At 71.4% G+C, this 15,535-nt stretch carries 12 protein-coding genes; 5 read left to right on the top strand and 7 right to left on the bottom strand.

Annotated features, from left to right (window positions below):
* Positions 1–18: 18 nt before the first annotated feature.
* The 6 genes from ACWCRD_RS08855 to ACWCRD_RS08830 all read right to left on the bottom strand — a co-directional run bounded on the left by ACWCRD_RS08855 (position 19) and on the right by ACWCRD_RS08830 (position 7,500).
* A complete protein-coding gene (locus tag ACWCRD_RS08855) occupies positions 19–1,479 on the bottom strand; it encodes an aldehyde dehydrogenase family protein (RefSeq protein ID WP_450965228.1) in 1,461 nt (486 codons plus the stop codon).
* Positions 1,476–3,206, bottom strand: coding sequence for an N-acyl-D-amino-acid deacylase family protein (locus tag ACWCRD_RS08850; RefSeq protein WP_450965227.1), 1,731 nt, complete (start codon positions 3,204–3,206; stop codon positions 1,476–1,478). Before ACWCRD_RS08850 ends, ACWCRD_RS08855 begins: the two co-directional genes overlap by 4 nt.
* Positions 3,207–3,325: 119 nt before the next feature.
* On the bottom strand, positions 3,326–4,444 hold the full coding sequence (locus ACWCRD_RS08845) for an LLM class flavin-dependent oxidoreductase (protein WP_450965226.1): 1,119 nt from the start codon (positions 4,442–4,444) through the stop codon (positions 3,326–3,328).
* Between the two features lie 97 nt (positions 4,445–4,541).
* Positions 4,542–5,312 carry an SDR family NAD(P)-dependent oxidoreductase gene (locus tag ACWCRD_RS08840; protein ID WP_450965225.1) on the bottom strand — a complete coding sequence of 257 codons (771 nt, stop codon included), beginning with the start codon at positions 5,310–5,312 and terminating at the stop codon, positions 4,542–4,544.
* 11 nt (positions 5,313–5,323) lie between these two features.
* Positions 5,324–6,250, bottom strand: a complete 927-nt coding sequence (locus ACWCRD_RS08835) for an LLM class F420-dependent oxidoreductase (protein ID WP_450965419.1) — start codon at positions 6,248–6,250, stop codon at positions 5,324–5,326.
* Positions 6,251–6,267: 17 nt separating this feature from the next.
* Complete coding sequence (locus ACWCRD_RS08830) at positions 6,268–7,500, bottom strand: amidohydrolase family protein (RefSeq protein WP_450965224.1); 1,233 nt, start codon at positions 7,498–7,500, stop codon at positions 6,268–6,270.
* Between the two features lie 285 nt (positions 7,501–7,785).
* Here ACWCRD_RS08830 and ACWCRD_RS08825 point away from each other — a divergent pair, with 285 nt between their 5' ends.
* Complete coding sequence (locus ACWCRD_RS08825) at positions 7,786–10,761, top strand: BTAD domain-containing putative transcriptional regulator (RefSeq protein ID WP_450965223.1); 2,976 nt, start codon at positions 7,786–7,788, stop codon at positions 10,759–10,761.
* 204 nt (positions 10,762–10,965) lie between these two features.
* A complete protein-coding gene (locus ACWCRD_RS08820; RefSeq protein ID WP_450965222.1) occupies positions 10,966–11,169 on the top strand; it encodes a hypothetical protein in 204 nt (67 codons plus the stop codon).
* A gap of 77 nt (positions 11,170–11,246) precedes the next feature.
* Here the strand turns inward: ACWCRD_RS08820 and ACWCRD_RS08815 are convergent, their stop codons facing one another.
* The gene (locus ACWCRD_RS08815) at positions 11,247–12,821 is read right to left on the bottom strand and encodes a FadD3 family acyl-CoA ligase (protein ID WP_450965221.1); all 1,575 of its coding nucleotides are present in this window, start codon (positions 12,819–12,821) and stop codon (positions 11,247–11,249) included.
* Between the two features lie 92 nt (positions 12,822–12,913).
* On the opposite strand from ACWCRD_RS08815, the gene ACWCRD_RS08810 reads away from it, so the two are divergent.
* Genes ACWCRD_RS08810 through ACWCRD_RS08800 form a run of 3 tightly spaced genes read left to right on the top strand, consistent with a single transcriptional unit; the run spans position 12,914 to position 15,263 of the window.
* Complete coding sequence (locus tag ACWCRD_RS08810) at positions 12,914–14,071, top strand: lipid-transfer protein (RefSeq protein WP_450965220.1); 1,158 nt, start codon at positions 12,914–12,916, stop codon at positions 14,069–14,071.
* A 2-nt stretch (positions 14,072–14,073) separates the two neighbouring features.
* Positions 14,074–14,490, top strand: a complete 417-nt coding sequence (locus ACWCRD_RS08805) for a Zn-ribbon domain-containing OB-fold protein (protein WP_450965219.1) — start codon at positions 14,074–14,076, stop codon at positions 14,488–14,490.
* Entirely contained in the window at positions 14,487–15,263 is a 777-nt protein-coding gene (locus ACWCRD_RS08800; RefSeq protein ID WP_450965218.1) for an enoyl-CoA hydratase/isomerase family protein, read from the top strand. The genes ACWCRD_RS08805 and ACWCRD_RS08800 overlap by 4 nt, the downstream gene beginning before the upstream one ends.
* Positions 15,264–15,535: the final 272 nt, after the last annotated feature.

Raw genomic sequence — 15,535 nt, 5'->3', positions numbered from 1 at the left:
GGCGCCCGTCGGGCCGGCTCACCCCGGCCAGACGATCGCCTGCACCTCGCCGTACGCGTGCAGCGCGTACACGCCGACGTCCCGCCCCACCCCGCTCTTCTTGAACCCGCCGAACGGCGCCTCCATGTTGCGGCCCACCGTGTTGACCCCCACCCCGCCCGCCCGCAGCTGCCGGGCCACGCGGAAGGCCCGGGCCACGTCACCCGACCAGACGTAGTCGATGAGGCCGTAGTCGGTGTCGTTCGCGAGGGCGATGCCCTCTTCCTCCTCCTCGAAGGAGATGACGGAGACCACCGGGCCGAAGATCTCCTCGCGGGCCACGCGCATGTCGTTGGTGCAGTCCGCGAGCAGGGTCGGTGCGACGTAGAAACCCTGGTCGGACGGCGGGCGTTCGCCGCCCGTCACGACCACCGCGCCCTCCTTCCGGCCCAGTTCGACGTACGACTCGACCCGGTCCCGGTGCGCGGCCGAGATCACCGGCCCGACCACCGTGTTCGGGTCACGAGGGTCACCGACCGTCAACCGGCCTGCATACGCCGCCAGTTGCTCGACCAGGCGGTCGTACACGCCTCGCTGCGCCAGCACCCGTGTCGGCGCGGTGCAGATCTGGCCGCTGTAGAAGGAGAAGGTCGTGCCGATGCCGGCCACCGCGGAGCCCACATCCGCGTCGTCGAAGACGAGCGCCGCGCCCTTGCCGCCCAGCTCCATCAGCTGCCGCTTCATGGAACGGCCGCACACCTCACCGATCCGCTGCCCGACCGCCGTCGACCCCGTGAAGCTCACCATGTCGACGTCCGGGGACGCCACGGCCGTCTCGCCGATCTCCACCGCCCGCCCGGAGACCACGTTCACCACACCCGCCGGGACTCCCGCCGCCTCCAGTGCCTCCGCCATCCGGTAGACGGACAAGGGGTCCTGCGGGGCCGGCTTCACCACCACCGTGTTGCCCATGGCCAGAGCGGGGGCGATCTTGCCTGCCGGGTTGGCCCACGGGTTGTTGTACGAGGTGATGCAGGTGACGACGCCGACCGGCTGGCGGACGGCCAGCGCGCCCATCACGCCCGCCCTGCCCATCGGCCCGGCCTCGTTGATCTGCGGCGGGACAGCCCACTCGGCGGGCTCCACGCGCGCGTACCGCCGGAACCGGGCCACGCCCACCCCGACCTGCATCGCCCGGGCCGTCCCCGTGGTCGCCCCGGTCTCCGCCTGCGCCAGCTCGGCGTAGGGCAGGAACCGGCTCGCGATGATGTCCGCCGCGCGGCCGAGCAGCGCCGCCCGTTCCTCGGGCGGGGTCCTCGACCACGGCCCGAAGGCCTCGCGGGCCGCGGCACAGGCCGCGTGCACCTGATCCCGCGAGGCCTCCGGAGCCCACCCGACGGTCTCCTCGGTCGCCGGGTCGACGACCTCGTAGTGGCCGCCGTCCGGCTCGGCCCACCGGCCGCCGACGAACAGCCGCTGCCCGTCCGCCCCCTGGTTCACCTGGTGCTCACCGTCCGGGTGTCCCGCCCCGACCGCAGCACCTTCCCCGGCACGGCGCCGCTCACCACGTCGTCCCGGATCGCCTCGACCCCGTTGACCCACACGGCGCGCACCCCGATCGCCTTGGCGTCCAGCCGCGGACTGACACCCGGCAGGTCGTGCACCAGGGTGGCCGTGCCCGCGTCGATCCGCTCCGGGTCGAAGAGGACCAGATCCGCATGGAAGCCCTCCTGCACCCTCCCCCGCTCCCGCAGCCCGAAGAGCCGGGCCGGGTCGTCGGTCAGCATCTTCACCGCCTGCTCCAGACCGACCAGCTTCCGCCGGCGCAGACAGTCGCCCAGGAAGCGCGTCGTGTACGGGGCTCCGCACATGCGGTCCAGGTGCGCACCGGCGTCGGACCCGCCGAGCAGCACGTCCTCGTGCTGCCAGGTCTCGGCGCGCAGCGCCCAGGACGCGGGGTCGTTGTCGGTGGGCATGGGCCACAGGACCGTGCGCAGTTCGTCGGCCGCGCAGATCTCGACCAGACACCGGAACGGGTCCTGCCCCCGCTCCTGCGCGATCTCCTCGACGACCCTGCCCGTCAGCCCCTCGTTCGCCTCGCTGTACGTGTCCCCGATGACGTACCGCCCGAAGTTCGTGAGCCGCCGGAAGACACCGGCCTCCTTCGACGTGGCGCGCTCCAGCATCTGCGCGCGTACGTCCGGGTCGCGCAGCCGGGCGATCCGCTCCGGCACCGGCAGCCCGAGGATCGGCCCCCACCCCGGGATCAGGTTCAGCGCGCAGAAGGTGCCCAGGGACATGTTCATCGGCGTCAGGATCGGCATGGTCAGCGCGACCACCCGGCCGCCCGCCTTCCGCGCCTGCTCACTGGCGTACAGCTGCCGGGGCACGCGTTCGGGTACGGAGGCGTCGATGGTGAGGACGTTCCAGTTCAGGGGGCGTCCGGCGGTCGCGCTCATCTCCGCGAACAGGTCGATCTCGGCGTCGCTGAACTGGTCGAGGCAGCCGGCGACGATCGCCTCGATCTGCGTGCCCTCGTGCTCGCCGACGGCACGCGAGAGCGCCAGCAGCTCCGCCGGTTCCGCATGCCGGGAGGCGACCGGTTTCCCGTCGCCGTCCGAGTGGGTGGACGACTGGGTGGTGGAGAACCCCCAGGCCCCGGCATCCATGGCCGCGTGCAGCAACCGCACGATCTCCGCCAGCTGCTCCTCGCTCGGCTGCCCGCCGACCGCGTCCGGCCCCATCACATACCGGCGCAGGGCACAGTGCCCGACCATGAACCCCGCATTGACGGCGATCCGCCCTTCGAGGGCGTCCAGATACTCACCGAAGGAGTGCCAGCTCCAGGGCGCCCCCTCCTCCAGCGCGACCAGCGACATGCCCTCGACCTTGGACATCATGCGGCGCGTGTAGTCGGCGTCCTCGGGCCGGGAGGGGTTCAGGGGCGCGAGCGTGAACCCGCAGTTCCCGGCCGCGACGGTCGTCACCCCGTGGTTGAGGGAGGGCGTGGCATAGGGATCCCAGAAAAGCTGCGCGTCGTAGTGGGTGTGAGGGTCGACGAAGCCGGGGGCGAGGACCATCCCGGAGGCGTCCTCGCTGGTCCGGGCTTCTTCGGTGACGATGCCGATGGAGGCGATACGGCCATCTCGTATGCCTACGTCGGCGGTGTAGGCGGGCGCGCCGGTCCCGTCGACGACGGACGCGCCTTTGATGACGTGATCGAGCATGGGCCTTACTCCTTGAGGTGCGTTCGGCATACCGCCCTAGGGGCGCGGGGCTGTATCGATATGCGGCTCCGCCGCGCGGGCGCGACCAGCCACAACGAACCCGCACCCGCCAACGGCGATCAACTGGCAGCCCGGAACCGCGAAGTCCGATGAACCGGATCCGTGTCGATCTTCGGGATGACGTGATCACCGATCAACCGAATCGTCTGCAGCGTCTCCTCCTTCGGCACCCCCACCGGCAACCCGAAGCTCAGCTGGTCCGCCCCCGCCTGCTCCCACCGCTTGCACTGCGTGAGCACCTCGTCCGGGTCCCCGCAGATCAACAGCTCCTCCTCGATGAGGACTTCGACGAACTCGGGCGTGTACTCCGGCAGCGTCTCCGGCCACACCGGGAAGCCCTCGGGTCGCGGGAAGGTGTCGTGGTACCGGAACACCAGCGACGGCAGATAGTGCAGCCCGCCGTGGGTGGCGATCCGTATCGCCTCGTCGTGCGTGGGCGCGCAGATGGCCGTCGTCGTGACCATCACGTTGTCGTTGACGAAGTCCCCGACCGGCTCGGCGTTCACGATCGCCGTCTTGTACTGCTCCAGCACCCATTCCATGTCGGAGACCTTCTGGATGCTGAACCCGAGCACACCCAGGCCCTTGCGGGCGGCCATGGCGTACGAGGGCGGCGACCCGGCGGCGTACCACATCGCCGGATGCGACTTCCCGTACGGCTTCGGCAGGACCTTGCGCGGCGGCAGCTGCCAGTGCTTGCCCTGGAAGCCGGCGTACTCGTCCTGGAGCCACATCTTCGGGAACTCGGCGATCGTCTCCTCCCAGATCTCCTTGGTGTAGTTCATGTCGGTCACACCCGGTATGAACCCGAGGATCTCGTGCGAGCCGGCGCCGCGCCCGCTGCCGAACTCGAAGCGGTTTCCGGTGAGATGGTCGAGCATGGCGACCTTCTCGGCGACCTTCACCGGGTGGTTGACCTGGGCCAGCGGGTTGAAGATGCCGGACCCCAGATGGATTCGCTCCGTCGCGTGCGCCAGGTAGCCCAGGAACACGTCGTTGGCGGAGAGGTGCGAGTACTCCTCCAGGAAGTGGTGCTCGGACGCCCAGGCGTACTTGAAGCCCGACTTGTCCGCCTGGATGACGTACTCGGTCTCCTCCATCAGTGCCTTGTGCTCGGCGAGCGGGTCGGTCTCGGCGCGCTTGCCCACGTATCCCTGTACAAAGAGCCCGAATTCCAAGGAGGTTCACCGTCCCCGGTTCTGAAAGTTTCTGACGCTCCGTCAGTTTGGACGACTGTTGCACTGCCCGCATGGAGGGTCAATAGCTGACGAGCAGTCAGATGATGCTGACCCCCGCCAGCCAGCCCCCGTCGATCACGAACGGCTGCCCGGTGATGTAGGAGGAGTCGTCGGAGGTCAGGAACAGCGCGAGCCGCGCGACCTCCTCCGGCTTCCCGATCCGGCCGAGCGGCACGAGCTTGCGGTACAGCTCGTCCAGAGCCCGCCCCGTCTCCTCCGCGTCCGCCGCCGGGTCCAGCTGCGCCGGGTTGGACATGGCGGTGTCGATGGCGCCGGGGCACATGGCGTTGACGCGGATGCGCCGGTCGGCGAGTTCCAGGGCGGCCACGCGGGTGAGGCCGAGGATGGCGTGCTTGGTGGCCGCGTACGTGCCCACGGCCGCCATACCGGTCACGGCGGTGTAGGAGGCGGTGTTGACGATCGTGCCGCCGTCCTCCATGACCGGCGCGACGGTCTTGATGCCGAGGAAACAGCCGACCTGGTTGACCTGCACGACCTGCATGAACTCGTCGAGGGGGGTGTCGAGCAGGGAGTTGAAGCGCAGGATGCCGGCGTTATTGACGAGACCGTCTATCCGGCCCAGGGAGTTCTTCACGGTGCTCACCGCCGACCGCCACTGGTCCTCCTGGCCCACGTCCAGGTGGACGTAGCGCGCGCCCAGTTCCTTCGCGAGGGCGCCGCCCTGCTCGTCGAGGACGTCGGCGATCACGACCTCGGCCCCCTCCGCTCTGAACAGGCGGGCCTCCTGCTCGCCCTGTCCGCGCGCCGCCCCGGTGACGATCACGACGCGTCCGTCCAGTTTGCCCATGCCGTAACTCCTCAGAGAGTGGGCGCCACGTCGGCGCCGAAGGCCGCCATCTGGTCGGTGAGCTCGGTGCGGCTGCGGCTGCGGAACCGCACCTGGATCTGGTGCACGCCCATCGCGCGGTAGGCCCGCAGGGACTCGGCGAGCGCGTCCGGGGGGCCGGTGAGGGTGCGGCGGCCGACGTCCCAGGCGGGGGTGCCGAGGTAGAGCGGCTCGGTGATGGCGCCGATCGTGAACGGCCCGTCACTGCATCCATGTGCGGCTCCGCCGCGGGCCGCCTCGTCCCGCAGCCGCCGTATCCGCTCGATCTGCGCGGGCAGCCGGTCCCGCGGGTCGCCCTGCGGCAGCCAGCCGTCGCCCTTGAGGGCGGCCCGGCGTACGGCGGCCGGGGATGATCCGCCGACCCACAGCGGCACGCGAGCCTGGGCCGGTCGCGGCTGCTGCCCCAGCCCCTCGAAGTCGTAGAGCTTGCCGTGGTGTTCGGGGAACTCGTCGGGGCCGAGGGCGGCGCGCAGGGCGTCGATCGACTCGTCCAGCACGGCCCCGCGCCGCTCGAAGTCGACGCCGAGCACCTCGAACTCCTCCCGTACGTGACCGGCGCCGACGCCCAGGATCAGCCGGCCGCCCGACAGATGGTCGAGGGTGGCGTACTGCTTGGCCGTCAGCAGCGGATGCCGCAAGCCCACGACGGCGACATGGCTGAGCAGCCGTACGCGCTCGGTCACGCCCGCCAGAAGGCCGAGGGTGGCGACGGGGTCGTACCAGACCGTGCTCATGGCGGGGGCCAGCCGGCGCGGGATGGCGACGTGGTCGCAGCTCGCGAGATAGCCGAAGCCGGCACGGTCGGCGGTCCGGGCGATCTCCACCAGGTCCTCGGGACCGGCGGCGGCCTCCCAGCCCTCGGCGTAGATCGTGCTCTGGGACTGGACGGGCAGCTGCATCCCGTACGAGAAGGCACTCACCGCCAGAGTCCCTCAGGGGTGAGCCCCAGCAGCTCGATGGCGTTCCCGCGCACGATCCGCTCCACGACCGCCGGGTCCAGATGGCCCATCTGCGCCTCGCCGACCTGCCTGGACTTCGGCCAGGTGGAGTCGGAGTGGGGGTAGTCGGTCTCGTAGAGGACGTTGCCGACGCCGATCGCGTCGAGGTTCTTCAGCCCGAAGGCGTCGTCGAAGAAGCAGCCGTAGATGTGCTCGGCGAAGAGTTCGGACGGCGGGCGGTGCACCTTGTCGGCGACGCCGCCCCAGCCGCGGTTCTCCTCCCAGACGACGTCGGCACGTTCGAGGATGTACGGGATCCAGCCGATCTGGCCCTCCGCGTACATGATCCTGAGGTTCGGGAAGCGTTCGAACTTGCCGCTCATCAGCCAGTCGACCATCGAGAAGCAGCAGTTGGCGAAGGTGATGGTGGAGCCGACGGCGGGCGGGGCGTCCTTGGACGTGGAGGGCATACGGCTGCTGGAGCCGATGTGCATGGCGATGACCGTGCCGGTCTCGTCGCAGGCGGCGAGGAAGGGGTCCCAGTCGTCGGAGTGGACGGACGGGAGGCCGAGGTGCGGGGGTATCTCGGAGAAGGCGACGGCACGGACCCCGCGGGCGGCGTTGCGCCGGACCTCCGCCGCCGCGAGCTCGGCGTCCCAGAGGGGGATGAGGGTGAGGGGTATGAGCCGGCCCTGCGCCTGCGGCCCGCACCACTCCTCCACCATCCAGTCGTTGTAGGCCTGGACGCACAGGAGCGCCAGCTCGTGGTCCGCGGCCTCGGTGAAGGTCTGACCGCAGAAGCGGGGGAAGCTCGGGAAGCAGACGGAGGACTGGACGTGGTTGACGTCCATGTCGGCGAGGCGCTGCGGGACGTCGTACGAGCCCGGGCGCATCTGCTCGTAGGTGATGACCTCGAGCTTGATCTCGTCCCTGCTGTAGCCGACCGCGGTGTCCAGGCGGGTGAGGGGCCGCTGCAGGCTCTCGTACAGCCACCAGTCGCCGAGGGGTCCGTCGTCGCCGGGGGCGCCCATCACCGGGCGGAAGCGGCCGCCGAGGAAGGAGATCTCCTTCAGCGGCGCGCGGACTATGCGGGGGCCGGTGTCGAGGTACTTCTTCGGCAGGCGGCTCTGCCAGACGTCGGCGGGCTCCACGGTGTGGTCGTCGACGGAGATGATCAGCGGGAAGTCCGGGAAGTCCTTCGTGGTCTCCATGGCGGTCACGGTAGCGCCGATCTGACGACCCGTCAGCTATGCGGGAGCCATCAGCGGTTCCGCAGCGGGTGCGAAGAGCAGGTGAGGGCCTTGTGATATCCCGCGCGTCTGCCTGCGCAAGAGCTCTCCCCGGCTGACGCATCCGCCATGAACAAGGCAAACTGACGTAGGCCCTGTCGTTTGGATCAGGTCGGCCGTAGGGAATGGTGCCTGTCGGCCGCCCCGCGACGCCGAGCTGATCCAAACGGCAGGGCCTGCTTGCCCACTGTGTCTAGGGAGACGGCGATGGACGGTGTACCGCGAGTGCCGGAACAGAGGCGGGCCGGCTCCTCTGCGCTGCAGCCATCAGAGGCTCCGCCGCGGACTGCCCCGCTGAGCTTCGCCGTGCTCGGTCCGGTACGAGCCCGACGCGGATCGGAGCAGCTGAGCACCGGCTCCCCGCAGCAACGTGCCCTGCTCGCCGCCCTGCTGCTGCGCGAGGGCCGCACGGCCACCGCGGGCGAGCTGATCGACGCCGTGTGGGGCGAGGAGCCGCCCTCGCAGGCCCTCGCCGCGCTGCGGACGTACGCCTCCCGGCTGCGGAAGGTGCTGGACCCCGGGGTCCTGGTGAGCGAGTCCGGCGGGTACGCGGTGCGCGGGCTGGCCGAGGGCGCCCTCGACCTGGCCGTGGCGCAGGACCTGGCCGCCGAGGCGGAGAAGGCGAAGGGTGCCGGCGACCTGTGCCACGCCCGTGAGCTGCTCGGCCGGGCGCTGGCGCTGTGGGACGGGGAGGTGCTGGCCGGCGTACCCGGCCCGTACGCGGAGGCACAGCGGGTCCGCCTGGAGGAGTGGCGGCTGCAACTCCTGGAGTCCCGCCTGGACATGGACCTGGAACAGGGCTGCCACGCGGAGGCCGTGTCGGAGCTGACCGCCCTCACCGCCGCCCACCCGCTGCGCGAGCGGCTGCGCGAACTGCTGATGCTGGCGCTGTACCGCAGCGGCCGCCAGGCGGAGGCGCTGGCGGTGTACGCGGACACCCGCCGGCTGCTGGCGGACGAGCTGGGGGTGGACCCGCGGCCGGGGCTGCGGGAGCTGCAGCAACGGATCCTGCGGGCGGACCCGGGGCTCGCGGAGCCGCAGTCCCCGCAGGCCGAGCCGGCCGCCACCCCGGTCCGTCCGGCCCAACTACCGGCCACCGTCCCGGACTTCACGGGTCGTGCGGCCTTCGTGCAGGAGCTCGGCGAGGTGCTGTCCTCGGCCGAGGGCCGGGTGATGGCGGTGTCGGCGGTGGCGGGCATCGGCGGCGTCGGCAAGACCACGCTGGCCGTGCACGTCGCCCACCAGGCGCGGACGGCCTTCCCGGACGGCCAGTTGTACGTCGACCTCCAGGGCGCGGGGGCACGGGCGGCGGAACCGGAGACGGTCCTGGGCTCGTTCCTGCGGGCCCTGGGCACGGCCGACTCGGCGATCCCGGACTCGCTGGAGGAGCGGGCGGCGCTGTACCGGTCCGTCCTGGACGGCCGCCGGGTGCTGGTCCTGCTCGACAACGCACGGGACGCGGCGCAGGTACGGCCGCTGCTGCCGGGCACAGAGGGCTGCGCGGCGCTGGTGACCTCGCGGGTGCGGATGGTCGATCTCGCCGGGGCGCATCTGGTGGACCTGGACGTGATGTCGCCCGAAGAGGCGCTGTCGCTGTTCACGAAGATCGTGGGCGAGGAGCGGGTGGCGAGCGAGCGCGAGGCCGCCCTGGACGTGGTGGCGGCCTGCGGCTTCCTGCCGCTGGCGATCCGCATCGCCGCGTCCCGGCTGGCGGCCCGCCGCACCTGGACGGTCTCCGTGCTGGCCGCGAAGCTCGCGGACGAACGCAGACGCCTGGACGAGCTGCAGGCCGGTGACCTGGCGGTCAAGGCCACCTTCGAACTCGGCTACGGCGCGCTGGAGCCGGCCCAGACACGGGCGTTCCGGCTGCTGGGCCTCGCGGACGGGCCGGACATCTCGCTGGCGGCGGCCGCGGCGGTCCTCGACCTGCCGGCGGAGGAGACGGAGGACCTGCTGGAAGCCCTCGTCGACACCTCGCTGCTGGAGTCGGCGGCCCCCGGCCGCTACCGGTACCACGATCTCGTACGCCTCTACGCGCGTGCATGCGCGGAGCGGGACGAGTGGCCGCCGAGCGAGCAGGACGCGGCGATGTCGCGGCTGCTGGACTTCTATCTGGCGACGGCGGCCGGGGTGTACGCGATCGAGCGGCCCGGTGACCGCCTGGTGGACCACCTGGAGCCCACGGACTACCCCGGGCTGCGGTTCACCGAACGCCACGCCGCCCAGGACTGGCTGTACGCCGAGGCCAACTGCCTGCTGGCCTGCGTACACCAGTCCCTGGACGGAAACAGGCTGCGCCGGGCGGTCGACCTCCTGTGGGCCGCGAAGGATCTCGCCGAGTCCGGTGCGAACGCCCGTGACTACGGCGCGAACGCGGTGACGGCACGCGATGCCGCCGCCGAGGCGGGTGACGCGCGCGCCGAGGGGCGGGCGCGCACCACCCTCACGGATGCCCACCTCGCCGCGGGGCGCTTCGACCAGGCGGCCGAGGAGGCGGAGCGGGCGGCGGCCCTGAGCCACGGGCTCGACGACGCCGCGCTCAACTGCTGGGTGCCCAACCACCGCGGCGTCATCGCCGTCTACGGCAACCGCCACGCGGAGGGCGCGGCCTACCTGCAGGAGGCGATCGACAACTTCCGGGCCGACAAGAACCTGGCGGGCGAGGCGAGCGCCCTGTGCAACCTGTCCCGCTCGCACCTGGCGATGGGCCGGACCGAAAGCGCCGTGGAACTGGCCCAGCAGGGCATCAGCATCTACGACCGCCTCGGCCACACCCTGCGCGGCGCCAACGGCCGTTACGCCCTGGGGCTCGCACTCGCCCAGACCGGCGAACTCGACCAGGCGGTCGCCCAGTTCACAGAGGCACTCGAGGTCTTCCGGGACAGCCGTCAGCGCCTGTGGGAGGGCATGGCCATCTTCCGCATCGCCGAAGTGCGCCTGACCGAAAGGAAACCCGCGCAGGCCGCCGCCCTCGCCGAGCAGTCCCTCGCCGTACTGCGGGGCATCGGCGGCGAATGGCGTCGCGGGAACGTGCTGACCGTGCTGGGCCGGGCCCTCGACGGCATCGGGCAGCCCGGGCGCGCCCAGGCCTGCTGGCGCGAGGCACTGTCCATCTACGAGGAGCTGGGCTCGGCCGAAGCGGCGGAAGTGCGGTCCCTGATCTCCCCGCTGGCCGCCGCCTGAGCCGTCCGCGCGGGCGTTCATCGTTCGTTTATCGCGCTCCGACACTCTGAGCGTGTCGATGCGTCGCGTCGGGGGGCAGACGGATCGGCGATGAGGGCCATCACTTATGGTGAACGGCCCGTTCAGTCCGTCCGGCGGTCCTCGGGGGAGTCGCCGGACGGACTTTGTCACCGCTGTCCCAGGACGCTTCAGGAATGGAACACCATGGCCGACACGAAGAAGACCGACGGCACCGTCAAGCCGCTCGACACGCACATCACGGACGCCGAGGCCGGCACCGTCAACCCGCTGGACACCCATATCACGGACGCCGATGCGGGCACGGTCACCCCGCTCGACACCCACATCACGGACGCCAAGGCCGTGATCAACCCGCTCGACACCCACATCACCGACGAGAAGGCCTGAGGACTCCCTACGGACTCCCGGCAACGGGGATCGGCCGCGGTGGCTCGGAGGGGGAGCCACCGCGGCCGACGGGTTCGTCAGGGACGGGCCTTCCGCGCCCGCAGCTCCCCCTTCACCACCTTCCCGCTCGCGTTCCGGGGCAGCTCACCCACGAACTCCACCCATCTCGGCACCTTGTAGTTCGCCATCTCCCGCCGGGTCCAGGCGATCAGGTCGTCCGCGGTGAGCACCGAACCCGCCCGCCGCACCACGTACGCCTTGCCCACCTCCCCCAGCCGCGGATCCGGTACGCCGATCACCGCGACGTCGGCCACATCGGGGTGCAGGCCGAGGAGTTGCTCTATCTCCGCCGGGTAGGCGTTGAAGCCGCCGACGATGAACATGTCCTTGATCCGGTCGGTGATCCGCAGGTTCCCCCCGGCGTCGAGGACGCCCACGTCCCCGGTGCGCAGCCAGCCGTCCCGCGTCAGGACCTCCGCCGTGCCCGCCTCGTCCTCGTAGTAGCCGCGCATGACGTTGAAGCCGCGGACCAGGACCTCGCCGGGCTCGCCGAGCGGTGCCTCGACCCGTACCTCCGTGCCGGGGATCGCCCGTCCTGACGTCGAGGCGATCACCGTGGGGTCGTCGCCGCGCCGGCACATCGTCACGATGCCGCTGGCCTCCGAGAGGCCGTACGCCGTCAGGACCGTCTCCACGCCCAGTTCCCCGCGCAGCCGCTCCACGAGTTGCAGCGGCACCACCGCCGCGCCCGTCACCACCAGCCGCAGCGCCGAGAGGTCGTGGGCGTCGCGGGCCGGGTGGTCCAGGAGGGACTGGTGGAGGGTCGGCGGGCCCGGCAGTACCGACACCCGTTCCGCCGCGATGTTCGCGAGGGCCGTGTCGATGTTGAACACCGGCTGGGGGATCATCGTCGCGCCGCGCATCAGACAGGCCAGGACCCCGGCCTTGTAACCGAAGGTGTGGAAGAAGGGGTTCACGATGAGGTAGCGGTCGCCCCGCCTCAGTCCCGCGAGGTCGCACCAGATCTCGTACGCCCGCAGCGTCTGCGCATGCGTGATCACCGCGCCCTTGGGGCGGCCGGTCGTACCGGACGTGAAGACGATGTCCGACGGCCAGGATCCGTCCACCGCCGCCGAGCGCGCCCGCACCTCGGCCGGTCCGACCCCGTCCCCGCCCGCGAGGAAGTCCTTCCAGGTGCGGAAGTCCTCGGGCGCGTCGTCCGACAGCACCACCACCTGGTCGAGCTCCGGCAGCCCCGGCCCCCGGTCGACCGCCCGCCGCAGCGAGGCCACGTACGAGGTCCCCAGGAAGGTCCCCGTCACGAACAGCAGCCGCGCCCCGCTCCTGCGCAGCACGTCCGCCGCCTCCGCCCCCTTGAAGCGCGTGTTGATCGGCACGAGCACCGCCCCGGCCGACACCGCGCCCAGTGCCGCCACGATCCAGGCCGGCGAGTTCGGGGCCCAGATCGCGACCCGGTCGCCCGGCGCGATGCCCGCCGCGACACAGGCCGCCGCCGACCGTTCGACGCGGGCGCCCAGTTCGGCGTACGAGATCCGGGTGCGGCCCTCCACCACCGCCTCGGCGTCCGCGTACCGCTCGGCCGCCGACCGGACGAGGTCCGGAATGCTGCCCCACTCCACGTCACCGCGCACAACAGCCCCCTACTGCTAGCTGACTACCCGTCAGATTAGCTGTAGCCTGACGCTCTGTCAGCTGAGGGGACAGCATGCGGAGGTGCACCAGCATGGCCGGAATCACCGGGATGAAGGACGCCACCGCGATCGCAGGCATCGGGCAGACCCCCTTCGCCAAACGCCTCGACGAGGACGAGCGGACTCTCGCCTGCCGTGCCGTTCTCGCCGCCCTGGACGACGCCGGTATCGCACCCGGCGAGGTCGACGCGCTCGCCTCCTACACCATGGAGGAGACCGACGAGGTGGAGCTGGCGAAGGCTGTCGGCTTCGGTGACCTCACCTTCTTCAGCAAGGTCGGGTACGGGGGCGGCGGTTCCTGCGCCACCGTGGCCCATCTCGCCGCCGCCATAGCCTCGGGCCAGGCCACCGTCGGCGTCGCCTGGCGCTCCCGCAAGCGGGGCAGCGGCCCCCGCCCGTGGAAGAACACCACCGTCCAACTGCCCACCCCCGCCCAGTGGACCCGCCCCTTCGGCCTGCTGCGCCCCGCGGACGAGATCGCCATGCTGACGCGCCGCTACATGCACGAGTACGGCGCGACCCGCGACCACCTCTTCAACGTCGCCCTCGCCTGCCGCAACCGTGCCAACCAGAACCCGGCCGCGGTGATGTACGAGCGGCCCCTGACCCGCGAGATGTACATGACCTCCCGCTGGATCAGCGAGCCGCTCTGCCTCTTCGACAACTGCCTGGAGACGGACGGTGCGTTGGCGTGCGTCGTGGTGTCCCGCGAGCGGGCGCGCGACTGCAGACAGCGGCCCGTCTACGTCCACTCCGCCGCCCAGGGCCTGCCCGCCCAGCACCACGGCATGGTCAACTACTGGAACGACGACCCGCTCACCGGCCCCGCCTGGACCGCCGCCCGGCACCTGTGGAAACACGCCGACTTCACGCCCCAGGACGTCGACGTCGCCCAGATCTACGACGCGTTCACCGCGCTCATACCGCTCTCCCTGGAGGGCTACGGCTTCTGCGGCCGCGGCGAGGGCGGGGCGTTCACCGAGCAGGGGGCCCTGGAGATCGGCGGGCGGCTGCCCCTCAACACCAGCGGCGGCGGGCTCAGCGAGGCCTACGTCCACGGGTTCAACCTCATCACCGAAGGCGTACGGCAGCTCCGCGGCACCAGCACCGCCCAGGTCCCGGACGCCGCCACCTGCCTCGTCACCGCCGGTGAAGGCGTCCCCACCTCCGCCCTTCTGCTGAGGAGCTGACCGTGCTCGATCCCGTCATCGACTCCGACGGAGCCCCCTTCTGGGGCTACGCCCGCCAGGGCGAACTCCGCGTCCAGGCCTGCGCCGACTGCGGCGAGCCCCGCTTCCCGCCCAGGCCCTGCTGCCCGCACTGCCAGTCCTTCGCCAGCGAGTGGCGGGAGGTCGCCGGTCACGGGCGTATCTGGTCGTACGTCGTGCCCCACCCGCCGCTCCTGCCCGACTACGCGGACCAGGCCCCGTACAACGTGATCGTCGTCGAACTCACCGACGCCCCGCGGATCCGTCTCGTCGGCAACCTCGTCGCCGAGGCCGGTGCGCGGCTCGACTCGGTGCCGGCCGGGCGCATCCGGATCGGCGCCAAGGTGCAGGTGGTGTTCGACGGCGAGGGGCTGCCGCAGTGGGTTCTGGAGCGCTCATGACCACCGCTGTCCGTCTCACGGCCGACAAGGACACCGGTGTCGCGGTCGTCACCCTCGACCGGCCCGAGCGGCTCAACGCCGTCGACCTGGCCATGCGGAACGAACTGCGGGAGGCCTGGCGGGAGTTGCGGTTCGACGACTCGGTGCGCGCCGTCGTCCTCACCGGTGCCGGTGAGCGCGCCTTCTGCACGGGCCTCGACCGGAGCGCCGTCGTCCCGCAGCCCGACTCCCCCTACATGGCCGACGATCCCCTTCTGCGCGTCGGCCCCAAGGCGAACGACCTGTGGAAGCCGGTCATCGCCGCCGTACAGGGCATGGCCTGCGGGGGCGCCTTCTATCTCCTCGGGGAGTCGGACTTCGTCGTCGCCGACACCACCGCCGCCTTCTTCGACCCGCACACCACCTACGGCATGGTCAGCGCCTACGAGTCCGTGCTCATGGCCCAGCGCATGCCGTACGGGGAGGTGGCGCGGATGATGCTGATGGGGACGGCGGAGCGGATCTCCGCGGGGCGGGCCTTCGACATCGGGCTGGTCTCCGAACTCACCGAGCCCGGCCAGGCGTTGGCGGCTGCAACGGCGTGCGCCACCGTGATCGCCGGATATCCGACCGAGGGCGTCCAGGGGACCGTGCGGGCCCTGTGGGCGGCGAAGGAGGGCGCCGTCGCCGCCGGGTTCGCACAGGCGGCCCACCTGATCGCGCTCGGGAACCTGCCGGAGGAACGGCAGGCGGAGCTGTTCGCCGGGCGCAGACGGTCGTTCCGAACCCGTTGAGTCGCCCCCGCCGCCCCTTCCCATTCCCGTCCCCTGGGGGCTGCCGCCCCCAGACCCCCGCTTTCGGCCTGAACGGCCTCGTCCTCAAACGCCGGACGGGCTGAAAGATCAAGCCCCGGCCGGCGAAAATTCAGCCCCTCCGGCGTTTGAGGAGCGGGGGTCCGGGGGCTGGCCCCCGGGACGGGACGGGTAGGGGCGGCGGGGGCGAACTCACCGCGTGGCGACCGCCGCGCACCCGGCGTAGCGTCTAGGTGGGACGGCCGCCGTCCACA

Source organism: Streptomyces sp. NPDC002092 (genome assembly GCF_053593775.1).
The sequence above is the reverse complement of the archived record's forward strand: the minus strand, read 5'-3'. Positions and strand labels throughout refer to the sequence as shown.

Excerpts from the sequence above, each read along its gene's own strand:
- ACWCRD_RS08830 (WP_450965224.1), bottom strand. The coding sequence starts at position 7,500 with ATGGAGACCACGAAGGACTTCCCGGACTTCCCGCTGATCATCTCCGTC.
- ACWCRD_RS08800 (WP_450965218.1), top strand. The coding sequence starts at position 14,487 with ATGACCACCGCTGTCCGTCTCACGGCCGACAAGGACACCGGTGTCGCG.
- ACWCRD_RS08825 (WP_450965223.1), top strand. The coding sequence starts at position 7,786 with ATGGACGGTGTACCGCGAGTGCCGGAACAGAGGCGGGCCGGCTCCTCT.
- ACWCRD_RS08810 (WP_450965220.1), top strand. The coding sequence starts at position 12,914 with ATGGCCGGAATCACCGGGATGAAGGACGCCACCGCGATCGCAGGCATC.
- ACWCRD_RS08835 (WP_450965419.1), bottom strand. The coding sequence starts at position 6,250 with ATGCAGCTGCCCGTCCAGTCCCAGAGCACGATCTACGCCGAGGGCTGG.
- ACWCRD_RS08850 (WP_450965227.1), bottom strand. The coding sequence starts at position 3,206 with ATGCTCGATCACGTCATCAAAGGCGCGTCCGTCGTCGACGGGACCGGC.
- ACWCRD_RS08840 (WP_450965225.1), bottom strand. The coding sequence starts at position 5,312 with ATGGGCAAACTGGACGGACGCGTCGTGATCGTCACCGGGGCGGCGCGC.
- ACWCRD_RS08820 (WP_450965222.1), top strand. The coding sequence starts at position 10,966 with ATGGCCGACACGAAGAAGACCGACGGCACCGTCAAGCCGCTCGACACG.